This window comes from Trichococcus sp. (assembly GCF_055118575.1).
In genome coordinates, this window is the sequence record NZ_JBSQPW010000017.1 from 21,950 (window position 1) to 47,646 (window position 25,697).

Here is a 25,697-nt window from a genome sequence, read left to right on the forward strand (position 1 = left end):
GCACTTGCCGTTTCAGTCCAGCGCGTTGTCTGTCTCTGAAGAGTCCGCTTCCTTCAGCAGCAAGGCGCTGTTGGAGGCTGTCTTCGCCTTGACTTGCGCTTCGGCTGACGGAAGCGTGACCGTAGGCGTCGTGATGATGCTGCCGGTCAACGCGTCCACACGCCTTATTTCCAAAGGCGCATTTTCGATTTCGAGTTCGATGTACCACATCGGGCTGTAGATGTCCATATCCGACAAGCTCAATGTGCGGTAATACGTCAATTGCACTGTCCGTACGGTGGCATTCGCCGGAATCTGGTTGTTGAGGTACAGAGCTTCGACCGCACGCTTCTGTGAAATCACAGTCCGGCTGTTGCCTTGCACTTCTGCTGCACCCGCAAAAGTCTGTTCATAGGAAATGACCTCATAATCGGGATCCAGGTTGAACGTGATGCTGCCTGTACTGTCGCCGATCGGGATATTGTTTGCGACTTGCGCATAAACCAGTTGTCTCCTGAGCGGCAAATAAGTAAGGAAAGTATATTCAGCTCCATAGAGTACATTGCCTTGCAGGATAAAATCCGTGATCGGCGTTCTGTCGACAACCACCAAATTTTCCGCATCAACCTCAAGCGGGATCGGCTCGGACAAGGTGCTGAACAGCACACCATCTTCAAATACAGTCGTCTGACTCACCAATTTTGACTGATCGGACTCCAATGTGAGGCCTTTGTCCGTCTTCAGCAAAGGGATCTTCTCCTGATCGGTCGACAAAGTCGGAAAGCTGATGTTGTCGGCCTTCATTGCCTCTTCGATGTTCAGCGTGCTGCTTTCGCTTCCGAAGCTCAATGTCGTCGCATTTTTTTCCAACAACACACTGAGCAGGTAGATGTTCAAAGCTGCAAAAGTGAGGATAAAAATGATTTTGATGCGTCTAAAGTCCACTATCATCCGCCTCCGTTTCCGTTCCGCCGATCCATTGATCCAGCGCCTTCCATGCGCCATCGATCTGGATGAACCATTTAGGCGTCAGATTGACGAGACGGTTGGATTCTTCACTGAAGGTCCAGTCATAGCCCAAGGCAATCATCTGAATTTCTTGATTGCTGTAGCCACCTGCATCCAATGCGGCCAAAAGATCCTTCCCGCTCAACAGCGTGATGTCCTCCCGACGATCCGTCAGCGGCGTCTGTATGACTTGCGTCAGGAATTGCAGTTCCGTCAAGGATGATCCGGACATATGAATCTGCGTCAGACCGTAATCGACTTCCCCGAAGATCGGATAGCCGTTCACGTATCTGCGGTAATAGACGTTGTCGGTCCCCTTGTCGAACCCGTAGAAGTAAAAAGGATTCGTCCAATTATCCAACATCTTGATTTCATGGAAACTGTCGCGGATGAGCCGGTAATCAGGCACCTCTTCAGCATCGAGGATGTTGCGGTAATAGCTCAACTGCCCGGTTTCCTTATCAATGCTTAATTCGGAGATATTGTCGCTGTAGCTCACGAATGCATCGCTCCCATTATCCTTCAGGTCGGTTGTATCATCAAAAAGCAGATCGATGAAATAGCTGTTCGAAGGCTTTTCAACCAGATAGACCAACTTTTGCATTGTGATGGCCTCAGACGGAAGATAAGAGATGGCTGATTCGGACTCATACGATTCCACTTCCATATAGGCTTCCTTTTGCCCCTCGTAAAGCTCCGCCAAAGGCTGCAGCAGGTTATCTGGCCGCGTTGCTGCGAATACTTGCTTCGTCTCATCATTCAACAGATAGACGGGATCTTCTTCTTTTGAGTTGAGGATGATCCGATCGATGCCCTCATCGTAATAGTTCTCCTGGAGATTCGTGAAATAACGCGAAAGCAGCTCCAGCGGAACCTCCTCAGCAAAGCGGATCTCCAGTTGCGTCGGCGAAAGGATGAGCGCATCATACTCTGCCTGCGAGTAGGTGGAGACTCCCTCGATTCCGCCAAACACGCTTTCACTCAACAGATCATTAACGCTCTGCATGATTTCAGGTGATTGCGTCAAGTAAATGCGCTTATCCGTATGGATGATCATCCTTATCGGCGCAAAGACATCCTCTATCTTCTTCGTGTTGGTCAGATTGGCGGAGACGGACGTTGTCGAACTCTGGCCTAACCCGACCGTACTCGGAGTGGAAAGGATTCTGACCGTAAGGAACAGGCTGATTGCGACCAAAGTATACAGCAGCGCGCTCAGCATCGGTGATTCTTTATGTTTCATCCCCATTCGTCCTCCTCATCCATCGGAATGTACGGCAAGGAAATAAAGAAAGTCGATCCTTTATTTTCCACGCTGGTCACCCAGATTTTGCCGCCGTGCAATTGGACGACCTCTTTGGAGATGGCCAAGCCAAGCCCGGTGCCGCCCATCGAACGTGCGCGGGCCTTATCGACCCGGTAGAACCGGTCAAAGACATGGCTAATATCCTTGCGCGGAATGCCCAACCCTTCATCGGTTATGCTGATGACGACACTGTTGTGCGTCTCCATCAGTCTGCAGGTGATTTTCCCGCCGTCCGGAGAATATTTGATGGCATTGTTCATGATGTTGTCGATGACCTGGATGAATTTATCCTGATCGATTTCGACCCACAGCGTACGCTGCGTAAAGTCCCGTTCGATCTTATATTTTTTGTTGCGGTACTGTTCTGATTTCAACACCATTTCAAAGCGATCGATGGTGTGTGCAATCAATTCGTTGATGCTGACAAACTCAAGATTCAGATCCTGCTTCCCTTGATCCATCCGGGATAAGTTCAGCAAATCGGTGATCATCCGGATCATCCGATCTGTCTCCGTTGAGATGACCTTCAGGAATTCCGGGGCGATGTCTTTATCTTCCCAAGCACCGTCGATTAGTGACTCCGTGTAACTTTTCACGCTCGTCAACGGTGTCCGCAGTTCATGGGACACGTTGGAAACGAAGCTGCGGCGCTCCTGTTCGACTTTTTCCTGCTCCGTAATATCCGAAAGCACGCACACCAATCCGCTGATGAAGCCGGATTCCCGCTGGATGACAGAAAATTCCCCGCGCAGAATCGTATCCTGATCGTCTGTAGGGATGTTAAGGATCAACTCATCCTGCGTCTCCAACAGCTGGCGGAAAGTGAATTTCTCACCCAGTTTCAGCACCTTCATGATCGATTGCCCGATTGCTTTGTCCTGTGAAATCGAGAGCAGATCCATCGCCCGGCTGTTGATGATGATGATCTTGCCGCGGCGGTCGGTGGCCAATACGCCATCCGTCATGTGGCGCAGGACACTGTCCAACCTTTGGCGCTCCGACTCCGTCGTTTCCTGGGCGTCCTTGACTTTGTAGGACAGATCATTGATCGTCTCAGCCAATTCGCCTAATTCGTCCGCTCCATAGACGGTCACCTTGCCGGAATAATCCCCATCGGCAATGTTCGCCGTCTGTCGGCGCATTTCGGAGATCGGACGCGTGATGCCGCGGGAGATGATCACAGCCAGCACAATCGTAATGATGATCGCCACGACCGAAGCATTCAGAAAGATGCTGACCGTCTGGCTCATCTGCGAATAGACCGATTCGATATTCGATTCCATCACCAACACGCCGATAAGTGTACCTGTATTGTCCGTCGAATAGATTGGACTGATGTTCTTCAGTACGCGGCTGTTCGTGTCTTCCTTCACATATTGATAGGAAGAGGATGCATCCAGAAGAATGGCTTGTTGGACATCCCGATCCGTCGACTTCGTTCCGATCAAGGCTTGCAGCGTTTGATCATTGATTCCGAGAATATACCCCTGCTCATCCATGACTTGCGTTTCCAGGATGTTGGCACCCGTAAAATCGCTGAGGATGGTCTGTACCGACTGCTCAAGCTTTTCCGTGTCATCGGCCATCAGGATCGGCTGCAGCGTTTTCTCCAGAAAGCCCGCATTCAGGCTCATCTGGCTGTCGAAGTTGCTGATCATTTTCGTTTCCAGTTCACGGATAAAGTAAGCCCCGATCAGTTGCAAGGATACCAAGAGTAGGAGAATGAACAGCATCGGTATCTTGAAATGGATGGAATGGACCAAACGTATCTTTTTGTTCATATACTGTTACTCCTGATCCGGATTCTTCAAGAAGTAGCCTACTCCTCTTCGTGTGATCAACCAAGTCGGATGGCTCGGTGTATCTTCGATTTTTTCGCGCAGTCTCCGGACCGTCACGTCGACAGTGCGGACATCGCCGAAATAATCGTAGCCCCAGACAGTCTGCAGCAGATGCTCCCGTGTCATCACTTGGCCGATATGCTTCGCCAAATAATGTAATAATTCGAACTCGCGGTGGGTCAGCTCGATTTCTGTCCCGCGCTTCGACACGATATACGCATCTTCGTGTATGACCAAGGATCCGATTTTGATTTCATTCGTATCATCCTCTTCGGGAGGTGCCGCTACCGGAGCCGCTTGTCTCCTCAAATTCGCTTTTACGCGCGCGACCAATTCCCGGTTCGAAAATGGTTTCGTGACATAGTCATCCGCACCCAATTCAAGCCCAAGCACTTTGTCGATCTCAGAGTCCTTTGCCGTCAACATGATGATCGGCACGTCGCTCGTCTTGCGGATTTCCCGGCAGACTTCCAAACCGTCCATTTTCGGCAGCATCAGATCCAGCAGGATGATATCCGGGCCCACTTCCGCAAATTGCGCCAAGGCCTCCTCACCATCAAATGCGGTGAAGACATCATAACCTTCTTTGGCCAGATTAAACTTGATTATATCTGAAATCGGTTTCTCATCGTCTACCACTAGTACCTTTTTCATCTTCAAACCTCCTTGTTTCATGAAACTCCCTGTCCCTTTCGGAACGTCTACTCTTTATTATACAATTGCAACCGGTTAAGTGCAAAGCGTTCCTGAATTACCCCGCGGCAAGATCCCGACAACTGTACAAAAAAGGACGAACCATCAATCGTTCCCTGACTGATGGCTCATCCCCTATTGGACGTTGTGGCATTTGTTCATTGATACATCAGCTGTGGATGACGACCGGAACTCCGATACCGATCATCCCAAACAATTCAGCCATGACACCTGGTGGCGTATTGACACAACCATTCGAGCCGGCAGTAAGCCAATAGTCACCGCCATAAGCAGGCTGCCAAGATGAATCATGGATGCCGATCCCCGTCCAATCGACGGGCATCCAGTATTCGACAGGCGATTCATAATCTTTTTCGGTCTTCGGATTGTAGCCTTTCAGAACGGCATCCTCTTCTTTGTTCCAGATATAGAAGACCCCTGTCGGAGTCGGCGTCAGGGGATGGCCAGAAACGATATCCGTTTCGAGCACAACGACGCCATCTTGGTAATACCACATATGTTGGCTTGAAAGATCTACTTCGACATAGGTAGTGCCGATGTCCGCACCGTCCGCATGATAACCGGTGCCGTTATAATTCGGTGTTACCGTCACATCCTCACCCGCCAAAACATATTCGATCAGGTTGTCCGTTTCATCTGCGACAGCCAATGTCCATCCATACGTGCCGGCTGGAACCTGGACTGTTTCGCCGTCCGTTGCCAAGAAATCCCGCGTACGGGAATAGGTGCTGTATGTATCGCTGAGCCCCTGCAGATAGGCTGTAACACCCTCGCGATTGACGGACACTTCGCCGTTCTCGTCTACGCCCAACCAGTCAATGATGGCCGTTTGCGGCACGGTCTCGGTCTGTCCGGAGATTGTATATTGGATGACGGTATCAGTCAAATCGTCCAATTTCTGCAAAGTTTCCGCCAAAGTTGGATCGTCTGCCGTTAATGTCGGTTGTTGATAGGCTTGCGCCAGATCGATTTCGGTTTCTCCGGCAATGACTGCTTCCAACATCGTCGTCTTCAGCAATTCCAGATCGACCTTGTTTCCTGCCGTTTCCGGAGAAATTTCATAGCCTTCCGTTCCTTTGACGATTGTTGCGTTCACGGGAGCTGTACGACTGTCGTTTTCCAACGGCATCGCCGCCAAAATATTCCCTAAAGACGTTTCATCAACGGATATTCCGCTAAGATCGGTTTCTTCCTGTTTTTCTTGGAAAAGAAGGATTGGCCAATCCCAACCATTTTGTTCCGCCTTCATCGTTTCCAATTTTTCGGTGTTATCGATGGAAACACCCAGGTCAGCGGGTGTGAAAGCATAGATAGTCTCTCCATTTTCGACGATTTGGATCTGTGTTTGTGCGATTGCTGCTGTTGTCTCTGCTTTTGCTTGGGCTACGGTATCATTCGATATGTCAATGCCATCCAGCATCGTATTCGGTAAGAATTTATCCTTATAATAGCTACCTGCACCAAAGTATCCGGCCACGACCAATAAAATCGCTGTAGCACCAATGATGATGGGTTTCTTTTTCACTTTCAGACCACCTTCTCGTTTCATTACAATCAGATTACGTTTTTGTTACAAATAATCGAAGCTTACTTTTTATTACTTTACCATGTTTTCTTCGAAAAGCAAGCTGTTTTAGCTTAATTTTTTTTATAATAGGTCCGCTTCCCTTGGAACCTTATCATAATACCAATACGTAAGAAATGCAAACGGCCATGCTCCATTTTCATTTCCGTTTTCCCCATTGCCGGCGGCGCAGATCAGCGCTGCGGCGCATCTCGGGTCAGGTAATCGCGTCGCTCTGCTCCGGTGAACGCAGGCTTCGCCGGCGTTCGGCATTCATTCTGCTTGCGTTCTCCGATAAGGCCGGCTTCCCCGAAGTTGCAGCCGATTGTTACCGGCCACCTCCGATAGGCGGCTGCTTCGCCGGAGCAGAGCGCGATTTTTGCAGTCAACCCGGCTCCGGCACCCCGGAGCCAGGCGCACTCAAAAAGGGCTCCCTCTTCACGAGGCAGCCCTGATATTACGCGTGTTGCTGTTTTTCCGCTTCTATTTCATCCAAAATATAGCCGAAATCAAAGTCTTCTTTTTTGACGATCAGCAGCAGGCCATCGCCAAGCGGCACGAGCGAAGTCTCCAATGCCGGGTGGTCCAGCACAGTGTCCATCAGCTTGTTCAGGCGGCGATGGATTTTGCGGACACGCTTGGGTACATCCTTTTCGTCATCCAAAATGGTGCCTCCCTGGAAGACATCGTCGATGACCAGCATGCCCTCTTTCTTCAGAAGCCGGATGCAGTGTGGCAGAAATTCATAATATTTGGCTTTTGCACTGTCCATAAAGATGAAATCGTACGGTCCTGACAAGGTAGGCAGGACTTCAGCCGCATCGCCTTCCAGCAGCGTCACTTTGTCCGTGATGCCGAGTTTTTCAAAATTAGCTTTTGCATGATTGATCATGACCTCAAAGCGGTCGATTGTCGTGACATGGCCATCCGCTCCTACGTGCTGGGCCATCAGACTGCCGGAGAAACCGATTGCCGCACCGATTTCCAGTATCTGTTTGGGTTTGATCTGGCCAAGCAGCATATTCAGGAAAACCGCTGTTTCGTGCGGGATGATCGGCACGCCTTTTTCATTCGCGCGCTTTTCCAGTTCCCCCAATTCTCCCGGGAAACGTTTCAGTCTGTCGCGCATAAAAGCGACCAGTTCTTTCTTTACGACGGGTCTGTCCATCATTTCGTTCAATGCCATACTTTTTTCTCCTTATCGCGTACTCTGTTCTTAATGGCAACAAGGCTGGGAATGGATCCCAGCCTTGCGCTTATTCATCTTCGACAATAACTTCCGGCACGGGCTCTCTCGTGACACGGATGCCGCGGATCCGGCCGCTTTCGACCTGCGTAGTCGTCAGCAGGTACTCTTCAGCCTGGATCGTGGCTTGCTCATCATCTTTCGGAAAATAGCCGAGCTCCTCGATCATGTATCCGGCGATCGTATCCACTTCTTCGGAAGCGATCGCCGTCTTGAACAATTGATTGAACTTGTCCAGCGGCATGCGCCCATTGACGACATAATGATTATCATCGATTTTTTTCGAAAGGCGGTAAATTTCATCGTATTCATCCTCGATGTCCCCGACGATTTCCTCCAGAAGGTCCTCAAGGGTGATGATCCCTTCCACGCCGCCGTATTCATCTTTGATGATGGCCATATGCGTGTGGGTTTTGCGGAACTCGACCAAAAGATCATCGATATAAATAGTGGAAGGGACAAACAAAGGCGTATTGACCAACTCACGGAAATCTATCCGCTCGAAACCGACTTCCTTCGAAGCCTTCAAAACATTCTTCATATGCAGAACGCCGATGACATTGTCCTTATCTTCCTCGTAAACCGGAATCCGTGAATATTGGCTGTTCAGAACCAGCGCGATATTGTATTCCAAGTCATCATCCAAATCCATCATCAACGTGTCGGTCCGCGGCACCATCAATTCGCGGGCAAGCTTCGTGTCCAACGAAAGCACACCCTGCATCATCGTGAACTCGGATGGGTCGATGACCCCTTCGCCCCGGCTCTGCGCTAGAATGGCCTTCATTTCATCACGGGTGAGCTTCTCTTCTTCATTCGTGAATTCGATCGGTGTCAGCTTCTTCAGGATGCCTGTCGAAAATGACAAAAGCCAAACGAAAGGCTTGAAGAGGGTCTTGACGACAACGATCGGGCCAGCGGTGTGGCGTGCGATGGTTTCGGGCATCTGCAAGGCAATCTGTTTCGGATACAGTTCACCAAACACGAGCGTGATGTAGGAAAGGATAACGGTGATGATGACCATCGCTATCGTTTTACCGCCTGCGATGCTTCCCAACAATGGTTCGATATAACCGACGAAATTGGATGAAGCTGACGCACTACTGAAGAATCCGGCAAATGTGATGGCAACTTGGATAGTGGCCAAGAAATCATCCGGATTCTCCAAGAGACGCAAAACCTTCTGGGATTTCTTGTCACCGTCTTTGGCCAACTTCTCGATTTTGGAACGGTTGATGGAAACAAATGCCAATTCTGCTGAGGCAAAGTAAGCATTCAGTAAAGTCAGGGTTAGAATCAATGCTATTTTTGAAAGTAACGACTGGCCTTCGGGGTCTGGGTTCATATGATTTTTTTCTCCTTTTTTATGGTCACTCACGCAACTGGGGCATGTCCTGAAACAAGGCACTGGTCAGTTGCATAAAAAAATATAGATTGCGTTCAATTATATACTACTTAATATAGTGAACTCCACTCGAAAAATCAAGAAATTTTTCATGGACCACCTGCTGGAGGCGTCCTGATCTTCTTGCTTGAGCTTACTTGCGCCGACAAGTGTTCTCATCCTAATCTAATGTTCAGATAAATCTAACATTCCCTTGAAAGGGCTTTACTGCTTGATTTGTCAAATGTTTAAGAATTTCCAACTATGTGTTTATAACCGTTGCTTTTTTTCGTTTTAATGTTATTATCACATTAGACAACCTTGTTTTTAGGAGGATTTAAACTATATGCTTATCCGCTCACTTGCCATCCCCAAACGGGAGTTGACCATCGTCAAAGAGTCAGCCACGCTTCGGGATGCGCTGGATATCCTCGAAGATTCCGGTTTTCGTTGTGTTCCGATTCTGGACGAAACAGAAACCATTTTCCGTGGAAATATCTACAAAATGCATATCTATCGGCATAAAGCAAACGGCGGCGACATGAATCTGCCCGTCACGCATCTGCTGAAGAATGCCACAAAATTCATTTCGATAGACAGTTCGTTCTTTAAGGTATTTTTTACCATCAAAGAACTGCCCTATATTTCCGTTTTGAATAAAGACATGACCTTTTACGGCATCCTGACCCACAATGCTTTGTTGAACATGCTGGCCCAGTCATGGAGCATCGATGTCGGAAGCTATGTGCTGACCGTGATCGCGCCCGGCCAAAAAGGCGATCTGTACCACATCACAAAGATCATCAACCGCTATTCCTCCATCGCCAGCTGCATTTCCCTGGACATCAACCGCGAGGACGCTCTGCGCAGAATATTGGTCACCTTACCCGCCGGCACGCCAAAACAAATTCTGGACGCCATCGTAAAAGCGCTGGAACGCAAAGATTTCCGCGTGACGGAGATTGAAAACCTACAAGTGGATTTCTGAAGTACACCCCGTCACATTAAGTGTCCGGAGCGGAATTCCCGGTGAGGAAGCCTTCATCGGGAATTCCGCTCCGGCTCCAGACGCCTACCCGATCTAAAACCTCATAATAAAAAAGTCGGACGAAGCCTTGTGCTTGTCCGACTTTTTTCGCGCGAACCCGGATCAGCGGGTAGCGCCGTTCAGATAGGGATTCGAATAGATTTCTTCTCTTACTGTCGTAGGATCGCCGTGTCCCGGGAACAGGACCGTTTCCCCCGGAAGAGGTACGATATATTTCTGGATTCCTTCAATCAAAGTTTCATGGCTGCCGCCCGGCAAATCGCTGCGGCCGACGCTTCCTTTGAAGATGACATCCCCAACGATCGCGAACCCGTTCTCGCGGAAAATGAAGACGGTGCTTCCTGGCGAATGTCCGGGAATATGTTGCATCTCAAAACGGAATTCACCGATTTCATAAGATCCCATCTCCTCGAAGAAGACATCCGCTTCCCTCGCCAGTCGTACATCCGGAACGTTAGGATTGCGTGCTGATCCATTCAGTTCCGGATCCAACAGCCATTCCCGTTCGATTGGATTTTGATAGACGGGAACGTCATATTTTTCCCGGATCGTTTCGAGGGCTCCGATGTGATCATAATGCGCATGCGTCAGCACGATCGCGATCGGATGCAACTCATTCTCTTCGATGGCTGCGATGATGTCCTCCGCTTGCTCACCTGGATCAAAGATGATCGTGTCATTTTCATGGTCTCCGATCAAAAAATAACAGTTTTCCTGGATAGGACCGACTGTAATTGCGTACATTTCCATATACTGATTCCCCCCTCATTTTGGATTACCTCTCTATTATAAGAGAACGATGAGAAATATCCTAGCAAAAAAACTGGAGCCTCCGCTGTTCATCCAGCAAAAGCCCCCGTTCTCCAGTTTTTCTCATCTTCATTTTGAATCGATCAAGCCATTTTCTCGGCAAAACCGATAAGTTTGTTCATGTACTTCATGAGCGGTGCGGACACAACCAACACGACAGCTTCACCAAATGCCGCCGTCACAAAACTGAACCAGAACGGCAGACCAAGCACGATATAGAGCTCGATAGCGACAAGAACCATCGTCACCGTGAAGACGAACGCGGTCATCATCATGCGCTTCATTTCAGAATCGTTGGGTTTGAAAAGTTTCTCGAGAATAAGGAAAGAAATCAATGTCTGACCGAATCCGAACACCAAGTCCCAAGCCCCTAATGTTGAAAAAATCAGATTGGCGATGAAGACTCCCGCCAAAACTCCGTATTTGTAATCCTTGTGGTAACCGACCAGATGATTCAGCATTTCTGAAACACGGAATTGGACGGCACCGAATGACATAAAAGCAAAAATCCCTGTCATGGCAACATAAAGTGCTGCGATAATTGTATTGATAACCATTTTTCTTGTACTCAACCTGAAAACCTCCTAGTTTTTTTTCGTGGGATGGTCGACGAACCACGCGCTCCTCCAAGAGCTCAAACAGTTTACCATATCTGTTTGCTTTTGAAAACGACAAATGCTGTATTTTCATCGGATTTTCATTACTGTTTTCATTACTGGAGATAGCGCCAACCGGAGAAGAGGAGCCCGCACGAGTGTCCTTCTCCGGTAAAACACCCTTGAACGGAGTTGGGATCCAATTTGACAGCTCTCCTCCGGTGAGACAGCCTTGAACGGAGCTGGGAGACCATTCGGCGGCCCTCCTCCGGCGAACTTGCTCTTGGCCGGAGTTGGAGCTGCCGGCAGCTCCTCGCCCACATTCGTTTCATTCCTGAAAACAATAAGAAAAGCTGTCAGACCTTGTACACAGGTACCCGACAGCTTTCCCGATTTTGCTATTCTTCTATTTGTAGATCCGTGGCACGCGGGCGTTGATTCCCGTCAGGATTTCATACCCGATCGTATCTATTTCCACCGCCATCTCGGAAGGATTGTTGACGAGCCCGCCGTTTTCCCCCAAGAGCGTCACTTTCGTCCCGACAGGATATTCTTTCGGCAGACTGATCATGCACTGGTCCATGCAGATGACTCCCCGGATCGGGCAGCGCTGTCCGTCGACGATGACCGTCTGATGGCGAAGATCCCGTCTCCATCCGTCGGCATAGCCGATCGGAAGCGTAGCGATCCATTCGCCCTCAAAAGCCCGATAGCGGGCGCCGTATGCGATCGTGTCGCCTTCATGCATCTGTTTGACGTAGCTGATCTGGGTATCCAACTGTACGGACGGCTTCAGTTCATACGGCAGCTCCAGCACGGTATCGGAAGGGTTGTAGCCGTACATCGCGATTCCGACGCGGACCGCATCCGTCCGGAACGCTTCATGCCAAAGCGAAATCGCGGAATTGGCCAGATGCACAATCGGCGGCCTTTGCGCCAATCCGGCCAGAATCTCTTCAAACAAAATGCGTTGCCGCTCGACCAAGGTCGGATCCTCGCCATCGGCCGTTGCGAAGTGCGTAAAGATGCCTTCAAAAACAAAGCCATCCAGTTCCGCTAGCCGCGCTTCGAAGACTTTGACCTCCTCGACCGTACGCAGCCCGATGCGGCCCATACCGGTGTCGATCGCCAAATGGACACGGATCGGCAGTTGCGTTTTCCGTTCCTGCAGATGCGGCAAGGCCGCTTCCAGCCATTCCGTTGCCGTGACGGCCACGCTGATTCCGTTATCGGCGATGAGCGCAGCATCTTCTGCTTCCGTTGGGCCCACAACCATGATGAAATCATCGGACAGCCCATTCTCACGCAGCTCCATCGCCTCATCCAAGAGCGCGACACAAAAACCGTCCACGCCGGCTTCCTTCGCCTTTTTCGCGACCGGAACGGCTCCCAATCCATAGGCATCCGCTTTGACGACCGCGAAAAATTTCTTTCCGGGCGACAGCCCCTTCCTGATTTGTTGGATGTTCCACGAAATAGCTTCCAAATCGATGGTTTCTGTTGTCGGACGGTGCTTCCCTACTACCATGTTGTAAGACCCCTTTACTTTTCTAATACCACTTGCGCGGCGATGATATTCCCCGAATGGGTGATGGAAATGAATCCTTTCCCTTCGAACGGGGATTTGGTTATTTCAGGCTTCCGGTTCTCTCCGGGCAAAATTTCGATATCCAGAAAGGACAGCTTGCCGATGCCTGTGCCATAAGCCTTCGAAAAGGCTTCTTTTGCGGCAAAGCGGCCTGCCAGAAATTCCATTTGGCGAGAACCGTTCAGAGACAAGAACAGTTTCATTTCCGCTTCGGTCAGAATCCGTTCAGCAAAATTCGCACGCCGCACATAGGCTTTCGTGATGCGGTCCAGCTCGGTTACGTCCAATCCTATTCCATAAATCATTCCACTCACCGCCTCTTCTGCATGCATTGTTCTCATTTTACCAAAAACGAACCCACTTTCCAACGAAATAAGAAAAACCTCTTCTCCTGGCGCAGGCCAATTGGAGAAGAGGTTTTTGATCACGAATTAGTCGTTGCTGTTGCGGATAGTGAAGCTATGGCTGCTTTTTTTAGGTGCGCCGGTGTTGCCGCCGCCACGTTTTTCATCATAGCGTTTGCCGCCGGAGCGTGGTTTGCTGTCGTTTGAACGACTTCTGCTGCCACTGCGATCTCCGCCGCGTTCTCCGCCGCCACGTCTGTCTGATGAACTACGGTTACCTTTGTAGCCGCCGCCACCTTTACCTTTGTAACCACCGCCGCCTTTACCTTTTCTTGAAGGCAATGGACGTTCTGGTGTGATTTTAACAGGAACATCAGTAGCATCTTTAGAAAGACTCTTCAAGAATGCTGCCACCAAATCTTCCGCAGTGTGTTCTTCAAGCAAGCGAACAGCTGCACGTTTGTATTTGTCTGTTTCTGTTTCTTTAACCAATGTTTCCACTTCATCCATAGCTGTTTTCACTTGGCCACGGAAAGCTTCTTCATCACTCGGTGGTTGTAATGGAGTGATCGGTTTTTTAGTCAGGTTTTCGATTGTACGCAAGTAGTCCATTTCGTTTGGTGTAACGAAAGTCACTGACATACCTTCTTTACCGGCACGACCAGTACGGCCGATACGGTGAACATAGCTCTCTGGATCTTGCGGGATATCGTAGTTGTATACGTGTGTAACACCTGAAATATCCAATCCACGAGCAGCAACGTCAGTCGCTACCAAGATATCCAAATTGCCTGTTTTGAATGCGTTCAATACGCTCATACGTTTTTGTTGCGTCAAGTCGCCGTGGATGCCTTCCGCACGGTAACCGCGTAATTCCAAACCTTTTGACAATTCGTCAACACGACGTTTTGTACGGCCGAATACGATAGCCAATTCAGGATTTTGCACATCGAACAAACGAGTCATTGTATCGAATTTTTCAAAGTCTTTACATTTAACGAAATACTGATCGATTAAGTTAGCTGCAGTGTGTGACGCTTTGATTTTGACATGCTCTGGAGCGTGCATGAATTTGACACCGATTTTTTTGATTGAGTCAGGCATTGTAGCTGAGAACAACAATGTTTGACGTTCAGCCGGTGTTTCGCTCAAGATTGCTTCGATGTCTTCCAAGAAGCCCATGTTCAGCATTTCATCTGCTTCATCCAGAACTAATGTTTCGATGTGATCCAGACGGATTGTTTTGCGTTTGATGTGGTCCAAAAGACGACCTGGTGTTCCGACAATAATTTGCGGTTTGTTTTTCAAAGCACGGATTTGACGGTTGATGTCAGCTCCACCATAGACAACCTGCACGGATACTTTTTTGTCGCGGCTCAAACGGTATAATTCTTCTTGCGTTTGGATAGCCAACTCACGTGTAGGTGCAATAACGATACCTTGAATAACTTTGTTGTTGTTATCGATTTTTTGCAGCATAGGCAATCCGAAAGCAGCTGTTTTACCAGTACCTGTTTGTGCTTGCCCAATAACGTCCAACCCTTGCAATGCCAAAGGAATGGTTTGTTCTTGGATCGGTGTTGCTTCCTCAAATCCCATTTGCTCAATCGACTTCAATAACTCCGCGTTTAACCCTAATTCTGAAAATTTCATGTTTCCTCCTAATTTTGAGAAACTAAAATTTAGAGAGTCTTTTCTTTTACCCACATATCTCATGCGGTTCATAATCTTATAAATAAAAGATAAACCTTTTTTACTTAATCCCTTGAATAGAAAGCTTGATAAATCAAACATTCTGCACTTCGCAGAAAAAACCCTCTTATTTCTCTATTCTTACCATCAGCAATAATAACACGTTCCGAAGAGTTTTACAAATCATTTTCCCTTAAAATAATGAAATTTCTTACAAAAAAACCTTGCTGTAAGGATATTTCTAATGAAAATGACAAGTAAACCTACAATTTACCGACATTTGACATCCACACTCCGATTGACTGAAAAAGGGTTGCCATTGCTTTTGCGACGACACATACCATGCTGGCCCCTTACGTTTCCTATTATACACGCAACGCTGCCACAACCGCCAACAAATCAGTGCCGAAGCTGGATTTGATCAGCACTTGATCGGCTTCTTGCAGCTCAGCCTTCAACTTATCGATCAACGGCGCCTTCTCTCCAACATAATGATATAGTGTCCCTTCCGGAAAGGCAGACTTTAAGTTTTCATAAAGGGCGGTCATTTCTGTACCGTAAAGATAGACTTGATCGAAAGTTGCAGGGGAAATTTCGGTTGCCAAAGCAGCGTGCATTTCGGCAGAACGTTCGCCCAATTCACGGATATCCCCGAGCACGGCAATTTTCTTGCCCTCACGCGGAAGATTCGCGAATGAACGCAGTACAGCCGTCATCGAAGTCGGACTGGCATTGTAAGCGTCGTTCAACAACTGGGAGCCATTTACGCCATCCAACCACTGTGTGCGGTTGGCGGTCAGCTGGAAGGTCGCCAGTGCTTCCTTCATCTCAGCGATCGTCATGCCCAGTACCTGTGCAGCTGCCAACGCAGCCAATGCATTCCGGACATTGTACACGCCCAATACAGGGATTTCCAGATCGACGTTCGGATCCAGATTCACATGGAAAGTTGTTCTGGTTTTGCCAGGAACGATGTCATAGGCATTGACCGCATCCGTTTGTTCCGTGCCGAAAGTCAGCAGGCGGAAGGTGTTTTCCTGAGGCAATTCTTCGGCAATCAACGGCTCGTCACCAGGATAAATGAACGTTCCTTCAGGCTTCAGCCCCTCCAAAATTTCCAACTTGGCTTTGGCGATGCCGCGGCGGCTTCCGAGGAACTCCAGATGGCTGTCCCCAATCAGGGTGATGATGGCGACATCCGGTCTTGCCAAGCGGCTCAGCAAGCTGATTTCGCCGAAATTGCTCATGCCCATTTCAAGCACCAGCACTTGGGTGTCTTCCGGCATCTCCAAAATGGTCATCGGCATGCCGATTTCATTATTGTAGTTGCCTTCCGTCTTGTGGACGCGGAAACGGGCGGACAGGACAGCCGCCGTCATATCCTTGGTTGTGGTTTTTCCGTTACTGCCGGTGATCGCGACCACTTTTGGTTGGATCATGTTCAGGTAGGCTTCCGCCAGTTTTTGCAAAGCCTCCAGCGTGTCATCCACCAGAATGACGGCAATATCTTCAGGTGCTTCCCCCGCTTCACGGCTCCATAAAGTTGCGGTTGCGCCGTTTTTGATTGCCGATTGGACATAATCATGGCCATCCGTTTCCCCTTGCAAGGGCACAAACAAACTGTCGGGCGCTGCTTTACGGGAGTCGAAGACAACAGAAGTTATTTCAGCGAAGCGGTTGGCTGACGTGTAGTCAATCGCTCCGACAGCTTTCACAACATCGATGATACGTATTGGTTTCATTTGGAGTTCCTCATTTCCTTTTTTTAGGCAGCTCTCTCGGCTGCTGTAAAAAAAGACCGTCCTTTCCCTCGATTCACAGCAAGCAGTCCATGCTTTCAGTGCTGCTGGCGATCAGGAAAATCACGGCCTTTCGTTCATCATTCTACAAATTGATAGGATAATTTTTCTTTGTGGCGCTTCAAGGCCAACTGGATCAACTCTTCCACTAAGTCACTGTATTTCAATCCCGTTTCTTCCCAAAGCAACGGATACATGCTGCGTGAAGTGAACCCAGGCAAAGTGTTGACTTCGTTGATGTAGATTTCGTTGTTTTTGGTCACAAAGAAATCGCAACGGCTCAACCCGCTGCCGTCGAGTGCTCGGAAAGCGGTTGTTGCATAATCCTGCAACTTAGCGGTGATTTCTTCCGGTAACTGAGCAGGGATCTGCAGCAATACTTCTTCATTGCCGTACTTCTCTTCATAGTCATAGAAATCTTTGGTTTTAACGATTTCACCGGGTACGGAGGTATGAACATCGTCATTCCCCAATACCGCGATTTCGATTTCACGGGCTTCGATGCCTTGTTCGACGACCACGCGACGGTCATAACGGAAAGCTGTTTCAATCGCTGCGGTCAACTCTTCAACATTCGTGGCCTTGGAAATGCCGACGCTCGAGCCCATGTTGGCCGGTTTTACGTACATCGGGTAAATCAGGCTGCCTTCGCATTGGATGAAGATTTTCTCGCGGTCATTTTTCCAGTCATTGCGGGTAACGGCAACGTAAGGCACTTGCGGCAAACCTGCCTGTTGGAAAAGATGCTTGCTGACGATTTTGTCCATTCCGCTGGCGCTGGCGAGGACACCGCAGCCGACATACGGCATATTCAGGACTTCAAACAGCCCCTGAACCGTACCGTCTTCACCATTGGGCCCATGCAACACTGGGAAAATGACAGCATCTTCAGATTGGATGTCTGCAGGGGAAATACGCTCGCCGTAGGATTTCCCATCCTGCGAATCGGCAAAGCGCTTCTCGGAACCCGGCTCCAAGTAAAGGTTCTCAGCGAATGCCACTGGTTCAGAAAGGGATTGCCCTTGAATCCACGCGCCTGCCTTAGTGATATAGACGGGCACAACTTCATAATAGTTGAAATAGATCGCTTTTATGATCGAATGTGCTGTCAGGATCGAAATATCGTGCTCAGCGCTCTTTCCGCCATAAATCAAATAAATTTTCATCGAGAAATCCTCCGAATTTTTTGATAACTGCTTTAACTCAAGGAACATTGTACCACATTTATTTTTCACCTAAAATGCTTTTTGCGAAAAGTGGATTGGCAGCCCTGCAGCCGGGGACAAAACATCCGGACTGTGTCCCGATGTGATACACAAAAAGCCTAAGTTTCGGCTTAGGCTTTTATTCGAAATCTATATTTATTTTCCATTCATTGCGATCCATGTCATAACAGATGGTGCCTACCGAATCTTTTTCGTTGAAACGGCCGCCGATGCTGGCGTAACGGTCTTCTGCGATGAACAATGGGATGCAGTATGTGTTTTCTTCGATGCTCATCTGCCTGAAGGAGATCACAGCTCCTTCTTTGAAGATCGGAATGAATTCCTTCACACGTTCAATCGGGAATGGCGCAATTTCTTTGCTTTTCTGATAAAAGCGCTTCTTCTCATTCACTTTTTCCTCCAACTTGACGGTGATGGCTTCAGCGAACAGTTCATGGAATTGTTCCAGGTATCGATAGTACATTTTTATGAAGCCATTCGGCAACGTGAGGTAGATGTAGTTATTTTGTAATTTATAATAGAACGGTGAGTGCAGGTGCGCATGCGCATGTGCGATGTAAAGAATCTCGGATACTTCGATTGGGGTGAGGAGATGCAGCATATCCACATTCACAAAATCAATCCATTTACCCATGGCGGCTTGATTGTCCGTCCCCTTTTGGAAGAACGCTTTTACGTTTTCCTGGCCTTTGATCACCTGAAAACCGGTATGATTATCATATGTTCCAATACTTTTTCTTCCGTCCACCAACAACAAATTTTCTGGAAGCTTCCGGACTAACTTTGTGTAATCTTTCACCGCTATCCCTTTGCTCAAAACATAATTGCTGACTGTTTCATAATGAACATATAACATATCTTCGCTCATGAATGATCCCCCCCTTTCCATAATATCCCTGATTATCATTCTACTACGTGCAAAACCGATTAAGGTATCAGTACCATGTTAATATTATTACAAATCCGTATCTTTTACAAAGATAATTTGTCTTTTTCTCCTATTTTTTTTAATAGCAACAAATTGAAAGGGTTTTCACTTAAAAAACCGAACTTTATTTATGCAATTTGGATAAAACGTCCGAAAAAAAAGAAGCTATTTACATAGCTTCCAGGCGTTTGATTCGGTTTGCCGTTGAGGGGTGAGTCGAAAACAGGCCATCGTTTTCTGTTTCGCCCTCTTTCATGCGTTTGAAAGGATTCACAATATAGAGTGAAGCACTGGCAGCATTTGCCGCTTCCATCGGTTCGCTTGTTGCTATTTTGATCAAAGCGGATTTCAGCCCTTCCGGATTGCGCGTGAACTCAATCGCACTCGCATCAGCCAAATACTCGCGGTTGCGGGAAAGCGCCAGTCGGATGATCGTGGCCACAAAAGGCGCCAGGACCAGGATCAGCAAGGACAGGATCAGCAAGATGATGCCCGCTCCTCCGCTGTTATCGCTTTTGCGTCGCCGGCCGCCGCCGCCCCAAAACATCATCCGGGTGCTGAATTGGGCCAAAAAAGCGATCAGTCCCGCAATCGCCAAAGCGACAGTGGCTAAACGGATGTCATAGTTGCGGATATGCGCGAACTCATGCGCCAAAACCCCAGTCAATTCTTCCCGGTTCAATTTCTTCAACAAGCCCGTCGTCACGGCTACGGACGCCTTTTCCGGCGAATTTCCGGCCGCAAAAGCATTCGGGCTTTCGTCCTCGATGATGAAAATCCTGGGAAACGGCAACCGCGTCACGATCGTCATTTCCTCCACGATGTTCCAGAGCATCGGGAATTGCGCCTTGTCGGTTATTTCCCTGGCATTGTTCAGGCTCATGACCACTTGCGTAGATTGCGCCACCATTATGGCGACATAGGCCACTCCGATGATGAATGCAAGCGCAAGGCCGGACAAGGCATTGTCCCAATTCAGGTAGCCGATTGCCGCACCCAACGCCGCAAACAGGAGAAAGAATAAGAATACGATCAGCACAGTACGCCGTTTATTCTGCTCAATTTGTTGATGGAGCAAAGGTACTCACCAACTTTCCGTCTAAATCAAATTCACTCAGAACGATACTTTCGGTACATTTTTTTCTTCTTCCGGTGTTGCCAAAACAACTTCCGGACGGAAACCATGGACTCCCGCCACAATATTGCTTGGGAATGTGCCCAGTTTGATGTTGTATTGTGTCACACTGGAATTATACAGTTGGCGCGCATAAGCGATTTTATTTTCCGTTGCGGACAGTTCTTCCTGTAAAGCCAGAAAATTCTGGTTCGCCTTCAGATCAGGATACGCTTCCGCCAAAGCAAAAACAGTCCGCAATTGACTAGACAGTTGATTGGACAGTTCCATCTTCTTGGACGGATCCTCCGTGCCCATATCGGAAATCATATTTCGCAGATTGATGACTTTGGTCAACGTTTCCTGCTCATGCTTCGCATACCCTTTGACGGCCTCCACGATGTTCGGGATCAGATCGTTCCTGCGTTTCAATTGGACATCGATTTGGCTCCAAGCTTCTGTTACCCACAATTTATTTTTCACAAGACTGTTATACAACGAAATCCAGACTACCCCGATGATCGCTGCCACTACAATGATACCTATTGCCCAATTCATATTGTTCACAGCTCCTTTTCTATTACGCCGCCTCTGCGGCTGACCTAGACCATTTTCCGTCTACACCTTCCATTATAGAAGAGTCTCGCGGTTTTGTAAAAAAATAGACCAACCCTCTCTTTTCCGAAAAGTGTCGGCTTATGTGCTATCATGAAAGAAAGAAAATCAGATGAGGTGTTCCTATGTATTTCATCCCGCAACACACTTTTAAGAATTTGCCAATCCTCTTCAAAACCGAGCCGTTTTACAAAAATGTCACAGCAGCCGACCTGCCTCAAGCCTACCTTGACTTGCTGGCGGAACAAAACGGCGGCTATCTGCTGTGCTCGCGGATCCCTACCCAGGAGCCGACATCCGACGGAATCGACTACGCTTCGGTCCACGCAATCCTCGGACTGCATGACGAGCCGAACAACAGCCTGTATGCCCAGCAAGAAGTTGCCCACTCTGCGGGTCTGCCGGATTATTTCGTGCTTTTCAGCATCAACGGCAGCCAACTCTTTGCCTTCGATTATTCAAAGCTATCCCCGTCCGGCGAGCCTGGTATCCGTCACATCGATATCGAAACGGACAATTGGCAGACGATTGCTGCCGATTTCGCTGAATTTTTGCGTCTCTTGATTCCCGCGCCCATTGCCGTACTCGAGGAAATCCGGCTCACGCACACAGAAGGCGCGCACGCCTTTTTGCTGGCCGATGCCGCGGGATTACCCGAGTTGTTTTTGCACTTCGAGGACGATCCGGACAAATTGTGGTATCTCCATTGGATCGTGTATTTTTCCAAGCATCCGGATGCGGCGTGCCGCAGCATCGCCTGTGAAGCGCTGGAAACGCAGATCCTCTACTTCCGGAACGAACTTCCGGATACCATCCACGCAGTACTGGCGGGCTTCCTTGCCGATTCTGACCCTGCAATCCAAGCGCTGGCCGGAACGCTGGAAAAAGAGCTGGCGGATGACTGAAAGCGCGAGTGCGCCTGAACAGAACGGCGAGCAGCCGAGGCAGCATTGGTGGGGGTAGTGGTGGGGGGCCGTTCGCCGGAGTAGGGACCACAAAATCAGTGGCCAGCTCCGGTGAGGGTTCGCTCGTCGGAGCTGGTGCCGCATAAAGGGCGTCACTTCCGATGGGGAAGGGCTCGTCGGAGGAGAAACCGAAAAATCAGTCGGAACTCCGGCGAAGCCTGCGTTCACAGGAGAAGCGATGCCCTTCCGGTGAAACAGCTGTTCACTGGAGACAGAATCCTCATAACAACAGCCAATCAAAACCACCCGTGTGAACGGGTGGTTTGCTCTACGGCTGAAAGCCTTTGTTACTAACCAACCCCTAAAGGGGCTCTGAATGGTTCGCCAATTGTACTACTGTCACGGGCTAGACCTAAAGGTCTGGCTCTTTATTTTTTCTTTTTACTCTTGCGCACTTCTTCTCCTGTAAATGGATCGGTGTACTCTAATAGGCTTAATTGTTCTGCCACTATATCATCTTGAATTTGGTTGCGTATATATTCTTGAATTATCTTCTTGTTTCTCCCCACCGTATCGACATAATATCCCGTGCACCAAAATTTTCGGTTGCCATATCGATATTTCAGGTTGGAGTGCCTATCAAATATCATAAGGCTGCTTTTCCCTTTTAGATAGCCTACGAACGAGGATACGCTTATCTTGGGCGGTATGCTTACCAGCATGTGGATATGATCCACACAAGCAGTGGCTTCGATTATTTCCACACCCTTTCTTTCACATAACTGCCTTAGTATGACTCCTATATCTTGTTTTATCTTTCCGTAAATTGCTTGCCTCCGGTATTTGGGCGCAAAAACTATGTGATAGTTACAATTCCATGTGGTATGTGCTAAACTATTTTTGTCTTGAGACATATAAAGAATCCTCCTAAGTCATGAATATTGGTTGGCGAACCAAATATATTCTAGCACTTAGCGAGGATTTTTTAATACACCGCTGGAAGCTCTCTGGAACCATGGGCCTAGCCCATGGTTTTCATTTCCACAAAAACAGGGATTGCCGCGTTGCGGCAATCCCCTTTTTTGTGCGTGCTTACCCTTGTCCCTTCAGCCACTGCTGGTACAGATTCTTCGTCTTATGGCCTTTGCCGAGGATATCCAGCATTTCCGCTTTGCGTTTCTCCTGCGTAGCGGCTTGCTTGGCGCTGTAAATGTAGCGCGCCCAATCCCGCTGATAGCCTGGCGTTAGTTCCGCATAAAGTTTTGCGGCAGCCGGATGCCCGGTATCCAGATATTTTTTCAGATCCGGGATGAATTTCTCGTAGTCGGCCACATTGCCGCTGCTTGTTTTGGCCGGTTTGCCTTTTCCTTTGACATCATTTTTCATCCCGACGAGCGTGAATGTATCATCCAACTTGACCATCCGCGCAAATTTCAGGGTGCTGTCGCCGACAAAGCCGTTGCCGTCATCCACCCCGAGACTCGGGAAGATGGCATCGCGGTGCACGGATGTGGCATAGGTTTTGTTCCCGATTTTCGGATAAGCGATATAAAGGTAACCTTCCGGATTCAGGCGCTCCGCGTTGATCGTATCCCAGACGCGTGCCTTCAGTTCCTCCAGCGTCAGCACGTAGGCAAAAATCAGATCGTATTTTTCGGAATCCAGATCCGTATCATAGGCTTCCAAATCCGCAAAATCGTCAGCTGTGGCGCGCTCTTTCCCCAGAACGGCACGCTTTTGGAATTTTCCGAATCCCAACCGTTTCGTGATCGGCGTTGTTGCCGGAATTGGTTTGTCTGCGGCTTGTTCGCCATAAAGATGGTTCGCGTGAGCGATGTCTTCCCGGATCATCTCCTTCAGCACAGCTGTATCGATATCGGAAAGTTTATTCACGTACACGCAGCCTTTTCCGGTCTTGTGTTTGCCGAGCTTCGCAAGTAACTCCTCACGTTTTCCATCCGGCAACATAAAGTAGAACGTCAGCGCGGTCTTGCGCGGCGAAAAAGCAGCCAGCGGGGCATCGCCTTCATGGCCGCTCGCATACCGATAATGATATTTCCCGAATCCGATGATGCTAGGCCCCCACATTTTGGCTTCTTCTCCGGTCACTTCCGCAAACAACGCCAACAGCGCGTAAGCATCCTCTTTCTTTTGCGGCTGCTGGATTTCCTCGATGAACTTCTCCACGGACACTTCCGTGGGCTTGGTTTTAGGTTCGTACGCCATCTTCGCTTACCCCCTTGTGTCTTGTTGAAACCATCATAGCAGACCCTGCAATCCACCGCAAAATCCACGCCCTGACGACACATAGTTCACCGAGATGAGCTATTACGGTTGATGAGAATTCCAGAGGTAAGCAGTTCCTTTCACTTCATTTCAGCATGCCACAGCTTTCCCGTTCGACTAATGTGACGGGTACTATATTCACAGAAGGTTTCGCATCCTTTTCGATAGAAGCAACAATCGATTTTGTTGCGAGATCCGCCATCTCTACTAACTCCATTTTTATCGAAGTAAGCGGCGGATTCACATACTTGGACGACTCAATATCATCAAAACCTATCACAGAAATATCCTCCGGGATTTTTAACCCCTCTTCCTGGATGGCTTTGATTGCACCAAAGGCTATTTTGTCATTACTGGCGAAAATGGCCGAGAATTTGCTCTTGCTTTTGAATAATTTTTTGGTCGCTTCATATCCGGCATTTTCGACAAACTCACTATCTATGATCAAGTTCTTGTTCACTTTTATTCCGGCATCTTCCAAAGCTTTTTTGTATCCTCTGATTCTGTCTTTGGACGAAAACTTGACCGTACCACCTGTGATGTGGGCTATTTGTTCATGTTTTTTATCAATGAGGTATTTTGTTGCACGATAGGCTCCGTCGTAGTTGTCGGCATTGACTATCGTGCATTGATTGTATGTGGCATCTTCTGGTCTGATCGACTGGTCGACCAGGACAACTCTGTAGCCTCTATCGATTATTGTCTTAATTGATTCATCATCGTCATTCTGGCCTATAAAAATCCCTCCAGAAATCGTTTTATTGTAGAAAGACTCTTTGATTTTCTCATATCCTGCAACTGTATGTATGATATGGACAAGAACCAAGTAGTCCATTTCACTGGCCGTTTCTATCACGGAACTAGTAAACTCCAAATAATAAGGACTTTTCGTGATTCTGTTTTTTAGTCCGTCTTCTTCGTTGATCAGATCCACAATAAAGAGTCCGATCACTTTATTCTTGCTCCCCGCGAGCATCCTTGCCGAAGCATGCGGTACATAGTCATATTCTTTGATTACCCGTAAGACTTTTTCTCTCGTTTCTTCCGGGACATTTGAATAATTATTGATTACTCTGGATACAGTACTGCGTGATACCCCTGCAAGTTTTGCAATTTCATTACTATTCATAAACTCATCCCCTTCCGTTTGTAAACTCGCGTTCATAATGCAACACTATATCATTTGACTACTTTTTTCAATCTTTTTGAAAAAAATAAGACACCCAGGATGATAATACCCCGGATGCCCTGAATGCTTTGAGCTATCTCACCATCGAAAAAAGTATTCGTGTCTGAGGGACACAAAAATTATAGTGAGTCTGCTGCTTGTTTTTCTGTGTTACCTTCTGTACCCTTTAACTGCTTGAACATTTCGATCATTTCTTCAACCAGTAATTTCGTGGTCTCAGCCGCCATCATCTGATCTTCTGCATGCATGATGATCAGCGAGAATTCGACTTTTTCACCGGCAGCTTCTTTTTGTATTAGAGAGGCATGTGCGTGATGTCCGTTCACAAGACATTCCGATGCTTCAGCCATTTTTCGTTCCGCTTCATCGTAATTGCCTTCCCGGGCAACTCTCAAAGCTTCGACTGCAAGCGATTTTGCCATCCCGACATTACTGATTATATTAAACGCAATCAATTCCATTCCATCCATATGTAAATCTCCTGTTCTGAATCCTTATGCTTGTTTTTAGAATAT

23 protein-coding genes and 1 riboswitch are annotated in these 25,697 nt (G+C 48.2%); of the genes, 2 read left to right on the forward strand and 21 right to left on the reverse strand.

Features of this window, described 5'->3' with window-relative positions; genetic code table 11:
* Positions 1 to 12: 12 nt before the first annotated feature.
* The 7 genes from ACTCCX_RS06245 to ACTCCX_RS06275 all read right to left on the reverse strand — a co-directional run bounded on the left by ACTCCX_RS06245 (position 13) and on the right by ACTCCX_RS06275 (position 9,003).
* Entirely contained in the window at positions 13 to 924 is a 912-nt protein-coding gene (locus tag ACTCCX_RS06245; RefSeq protein ID WP_463275200.1) for a two-component system regulatory protein YycI, read from the reverse strand.
* The gene (locus ACTCCX_RS06250) at positions 914 to 2,230 is read right to left on the reverse strand and encodes a YycH family regulatory protein (RefSeq protein WP_463275201.1); all 1,317 of its coding nucleotides are present in this window, start codon (positions 2,228 to 2,230) and stop codon (positions 914 to 916) included. The genes ACTCCX_RS06245 and ACTCCX_RS06250 overlap by 11 nt, the downstream gene beginning before the upstream one ends.
* Positions 2,227 to 4,074 (reverse strand): cell wall metabolism sensor histidine kinase WalK, encoded by a 1,848-nt coding sequence (walK, locus tag ACTCCX_RS06255; protein WP_463275202.1) that lies wholly within the window; start codon positions 4,072 to 4,074, stop codon positions 2,227 to 2,229. Before walK ends, ACTCCX_RS06250 begins: the two co-directional genes overlap by 4 nt.
* A 6-nt stretch (positions 4,075 to 4,080) precedes the next feature.
* Positions 4,081 to 4,788: a response regulator YycF gene (yycF, locus tag ACTCCX_RS06260; protein WP_463275203.1), complete on the reverse strand. Its 708-nt coding sequence runs from the start codon at positions 4,786 to 4,788 to the stop codon at positions 4,081 to 4,083.
* Positions 4,789 to 4,996: 208 nt separating this feature from the next.
* Entirely contained in the window at positions 4,997 to 6,373 is a 1,377-nt protein-coding gene (locus ACTCCX_RS06265) for a L,D-transpeptidase family protein (protein WP_463275204.1), read from the reverse strand.
* Positions 6,374 to 6,869: 496 nt separating this feature from the next.
* Positions 6,870 to 7,598 (reverse strand): O-methyltransferase, encoded by a 729-nt coding sequence (locus tag ACTCCX_RS06270; RefSeq protein ID WP_463275205.1) that lies wholly within the window; start codon positions 7,596 to 7,598, stop codon positions 6,870 to 6,872.
* Between the two features lie 70 nt (positions 7,599 to 7,668).
* Positions 7,669 to 9,003, reverse strand: coding sequence for a hemolysin family protein (locus tag ACTCCX_RS06275; RefSeq protein WP_463275206.1), 1,335 nt, complete (start codon positions 9,001 to 9,003; stop codon positions 7,669 to 7,671).
* A 385-nt stretch (positions 9,004 to 9,388) separates the two neighbouring features.
* Here ACTCCX_RS06275 and cbpA point away from each other — a divergent pair, with 385 nt between their 5' ends.
* A complete protein-coding gene (gene cbpA / locus ACTCCX_RS06280; protein ID WP_463275207.1) occupies positions 9,389 to 10,030 on the forward strand; it encodes a cyclic di-AMP binding protein CbpA in 642 nt (213 codons plus the stop codon).
* A gap of 162 nt (positions 10,031 to 10,192) precedes the next feature.
* Here cbpA and ACTCCX_RS06285 read toward each other — a convergent pair whose 3' ends face one another.
* The 10 genes from ACTCCX_RS06285 to ACTCCX_RS06330 all read right to left on the reverse strand — a co-directional run bounded on the left by ACTCCX_RS06285 (position 10,193) and on the right by ACTCCX_RS06330 (position 20,745).
* Positions 10,193 to 10,840: an MBL fold metallo-hydrolase gene (locus tag ACTCCX_RS06285; RefSeq protein ID WP_463275208.1), complete on the reverse strand. Its 648-nt coding sequence runs from the start codon at positions 10,838 to 10,840 to the stop codon at positions 10,193 to 10,195.
* A gap of 143 nt (positions 10,841 to 10,983) precedes the next feature.
* Positions 10,984 to 11,472 carry a QueT transporter family protein gene (locus tag ACTCCX_RS06290; protein WP_463275209.1) on the reverse strand — a complete coding sequence of 163 codons (489 nt, stop codon included), beginning with the start codon at positions 11,470 to 11,472 and terminating at the stop codon, positions 10,984 to 10,986.
* A gap of 6 nt (positions 11,473 to 11,478) precedes the next feature.
* Positions 11,479 to 11,524: riboswitch (PreQ1 riboswitch) on the reverse strand.
* Between the two features lie 378 nt (positions 11,525 to 11,902).
* Entirely contained in the window at positions 11,903 to 13,024 is a 1,122-nt protein-coding gene (gene alr / locus ACTCCX_RS06295; protein WP_463275210.1) for an alanine racemase, read from the reverse strand.
* A gap of 14 nt (positions 13,025 to 13,038) precedes the next feature.
* On the reverse strand, positions 13,039 to 13,389 hold the full coding sequence (gene acpS, locus ACTCCX_RS06300; protein WP_463275211.1) for a holo-ACP synthase: 351 nt from the start codon (positions 13,387 to 13,389) through the stop codon (positions 13,039 to 13,041).
* Between the two features lie 126 nt (positions 13,390 to 13,515).
* Positions 13,516 to 15,081: a DEAD/DEAH box helicase gene (locus tag ACTCCX_RS06305; protein WP_463275212.1), complete on the reverse strand. Its 1,566-nt coding sequence runs from the start codon at positions 15,079 to 15,081 to the stop codon at positions 13,516 to 13,518.
* Between the two features lie 404 nt (positions 15,082 to 15,485).
* Positions 15,486 to 16,862, reverse strand: coding sequence for a UDP-N-acetylmuramoyl-tripeptide--D-alanyl-D-alanine ligase (locus ACTCCX_RS06310; protein WP_463275213.1), 1,377 nt, complete (start codon positions 16,860 to 16,862; stop codon positions 15,486 to 15,488).
* A 137-nt stretch (positions 16,863 to 16,999) separates the two neighbouring features.
* Positions 17,000 to 18,085, reverse strand: a complete 1,086-nt coding sequence (locus ACTCCX_RS06315) for a D-alanine--D-alanine ligase (protein WP_463275214.1) — start codon at positions 18,083 to 18,085, stop codon at positions 17,000 to 17,002.
* A 178-nt stretch (positions 18,086 to 18,263) separates the two neighbouring features.
* Complete coding sequence (locus ACTCCX_RS06320) at positions 18,264 to 19,013, reverse strand: hypothetical protein (RefSeq protein WP_463275215.1); 750 nt, start codon at positions 19,011 to 19,013, stop codon at positions 18,264 to 18,266.
* 229 nt (positions 19,014 to 19,242) lie between these two features.
* Positions 19,243 to 20,151: a zinc metalloprotease HtpX gene (gene htpX / locus ACTCCX_RS06325; RefSeq protein ID WP_463275216.1), complete on the reverse strand. Its 909-nt coding sequence runs from the start codon at positions 20,149 to 20,151 to the stop codon at positions 19,243 to 19,245.
* 36 nt (positions 20,152 to 20,187) lie between these two features.
* Complete coding sequence (locus tag ACTCCX_RS06330) at positions 20,188 to 20,745, reverse strand: LemA family protein (RefSeq protein WP_463275217.1); 558 nt, start codon at positions 20,743 to 20,745, stop codon at positions 20,188 to 20,190.
* Positions 20,746 to 20,927: 182 nt separating this feature from the next.
* Between ACTCCX_RS06330 and ACTCCX_RS06335 the strand changes: the two genes are divergently transcribed.
* Positions 20,928 to 21,707: an SMI1/KNR4 family protein gene (locus ACTCCX_RS06335; protein ID WP_463275218.1), complete on the forward strand. Its 780-nt coding sequence runs from the start codon at positions 20,928 to 20,930 to the stop codon at positions 21,705 to 21,707.
* A 428-nt stretch (positions 21,708 to 22,135) separates the two neighbouring features.
* Here ACTCCX_RS06335 and tnpA read toward each other — a convergent pair whose 3' ends face one another.
* The 4 genes from tnpA to ACTCCX_RS06355 all read right to left on the reverse strand — a co-directional run bounded on the left by tnpA (position 22,136) and on the right by ACTCCX_RS06355 (position 25,652).
* Entirely contained in the window at positions 22,136 to 22,621 is a 486-nt protein-coding gene (gene tnpA / locus ACTCCX_RS06340; RefSeq protein WP_463275219.1) for an IS200/IS605 family transposase, read from the reverse strand.
* Positions 22,622 to 22,799: 178 nt separating this feature from the next.
* Positions 22,800 to 23,933, reverse strand: coding sequence for a YdeI/OmpD-associated family protein (locus tag ACTCCX_RS06345; protein WP_463275220.1), 1,134 nt, complete (start codon positions 23,931 to 23,933; stop codon positions 22,800 to 22,802).
* Between the two features lie 145 nt (positions 23,934 to 24,078).
* Positions 24,079 to 25,122, reverse strand: a complete 1,044-nt coding sequence (locus ACTCCX_RS06350) for a LacI family DNA-binding transcriptional regulator (RefSeq protein WP_463275221.1) — start codon at positions 25,120 to 25,122, stop codon at positions 24,079 to 24,081.
* A gap of 179 nt (positions 25,123 to 25,301) precedes the next feature.
* Positions 25,302 to 25,652 carry a PTS lactose/cellobiose transporter subunit IIA gene (locus tag ACTCCX_RS06355; RefSeq protein WP_463275222.1) on the reverse strand — a complete coding sequence of 117 codons (351 nt, stop codon included), beginning with the start codon at positions 25,650 to 25,652 and terminating at the stop codon, positions 25,302 to 25,304.
* Positions 25,653 to 25,697 lie beyond the last annotated feature (45 nt).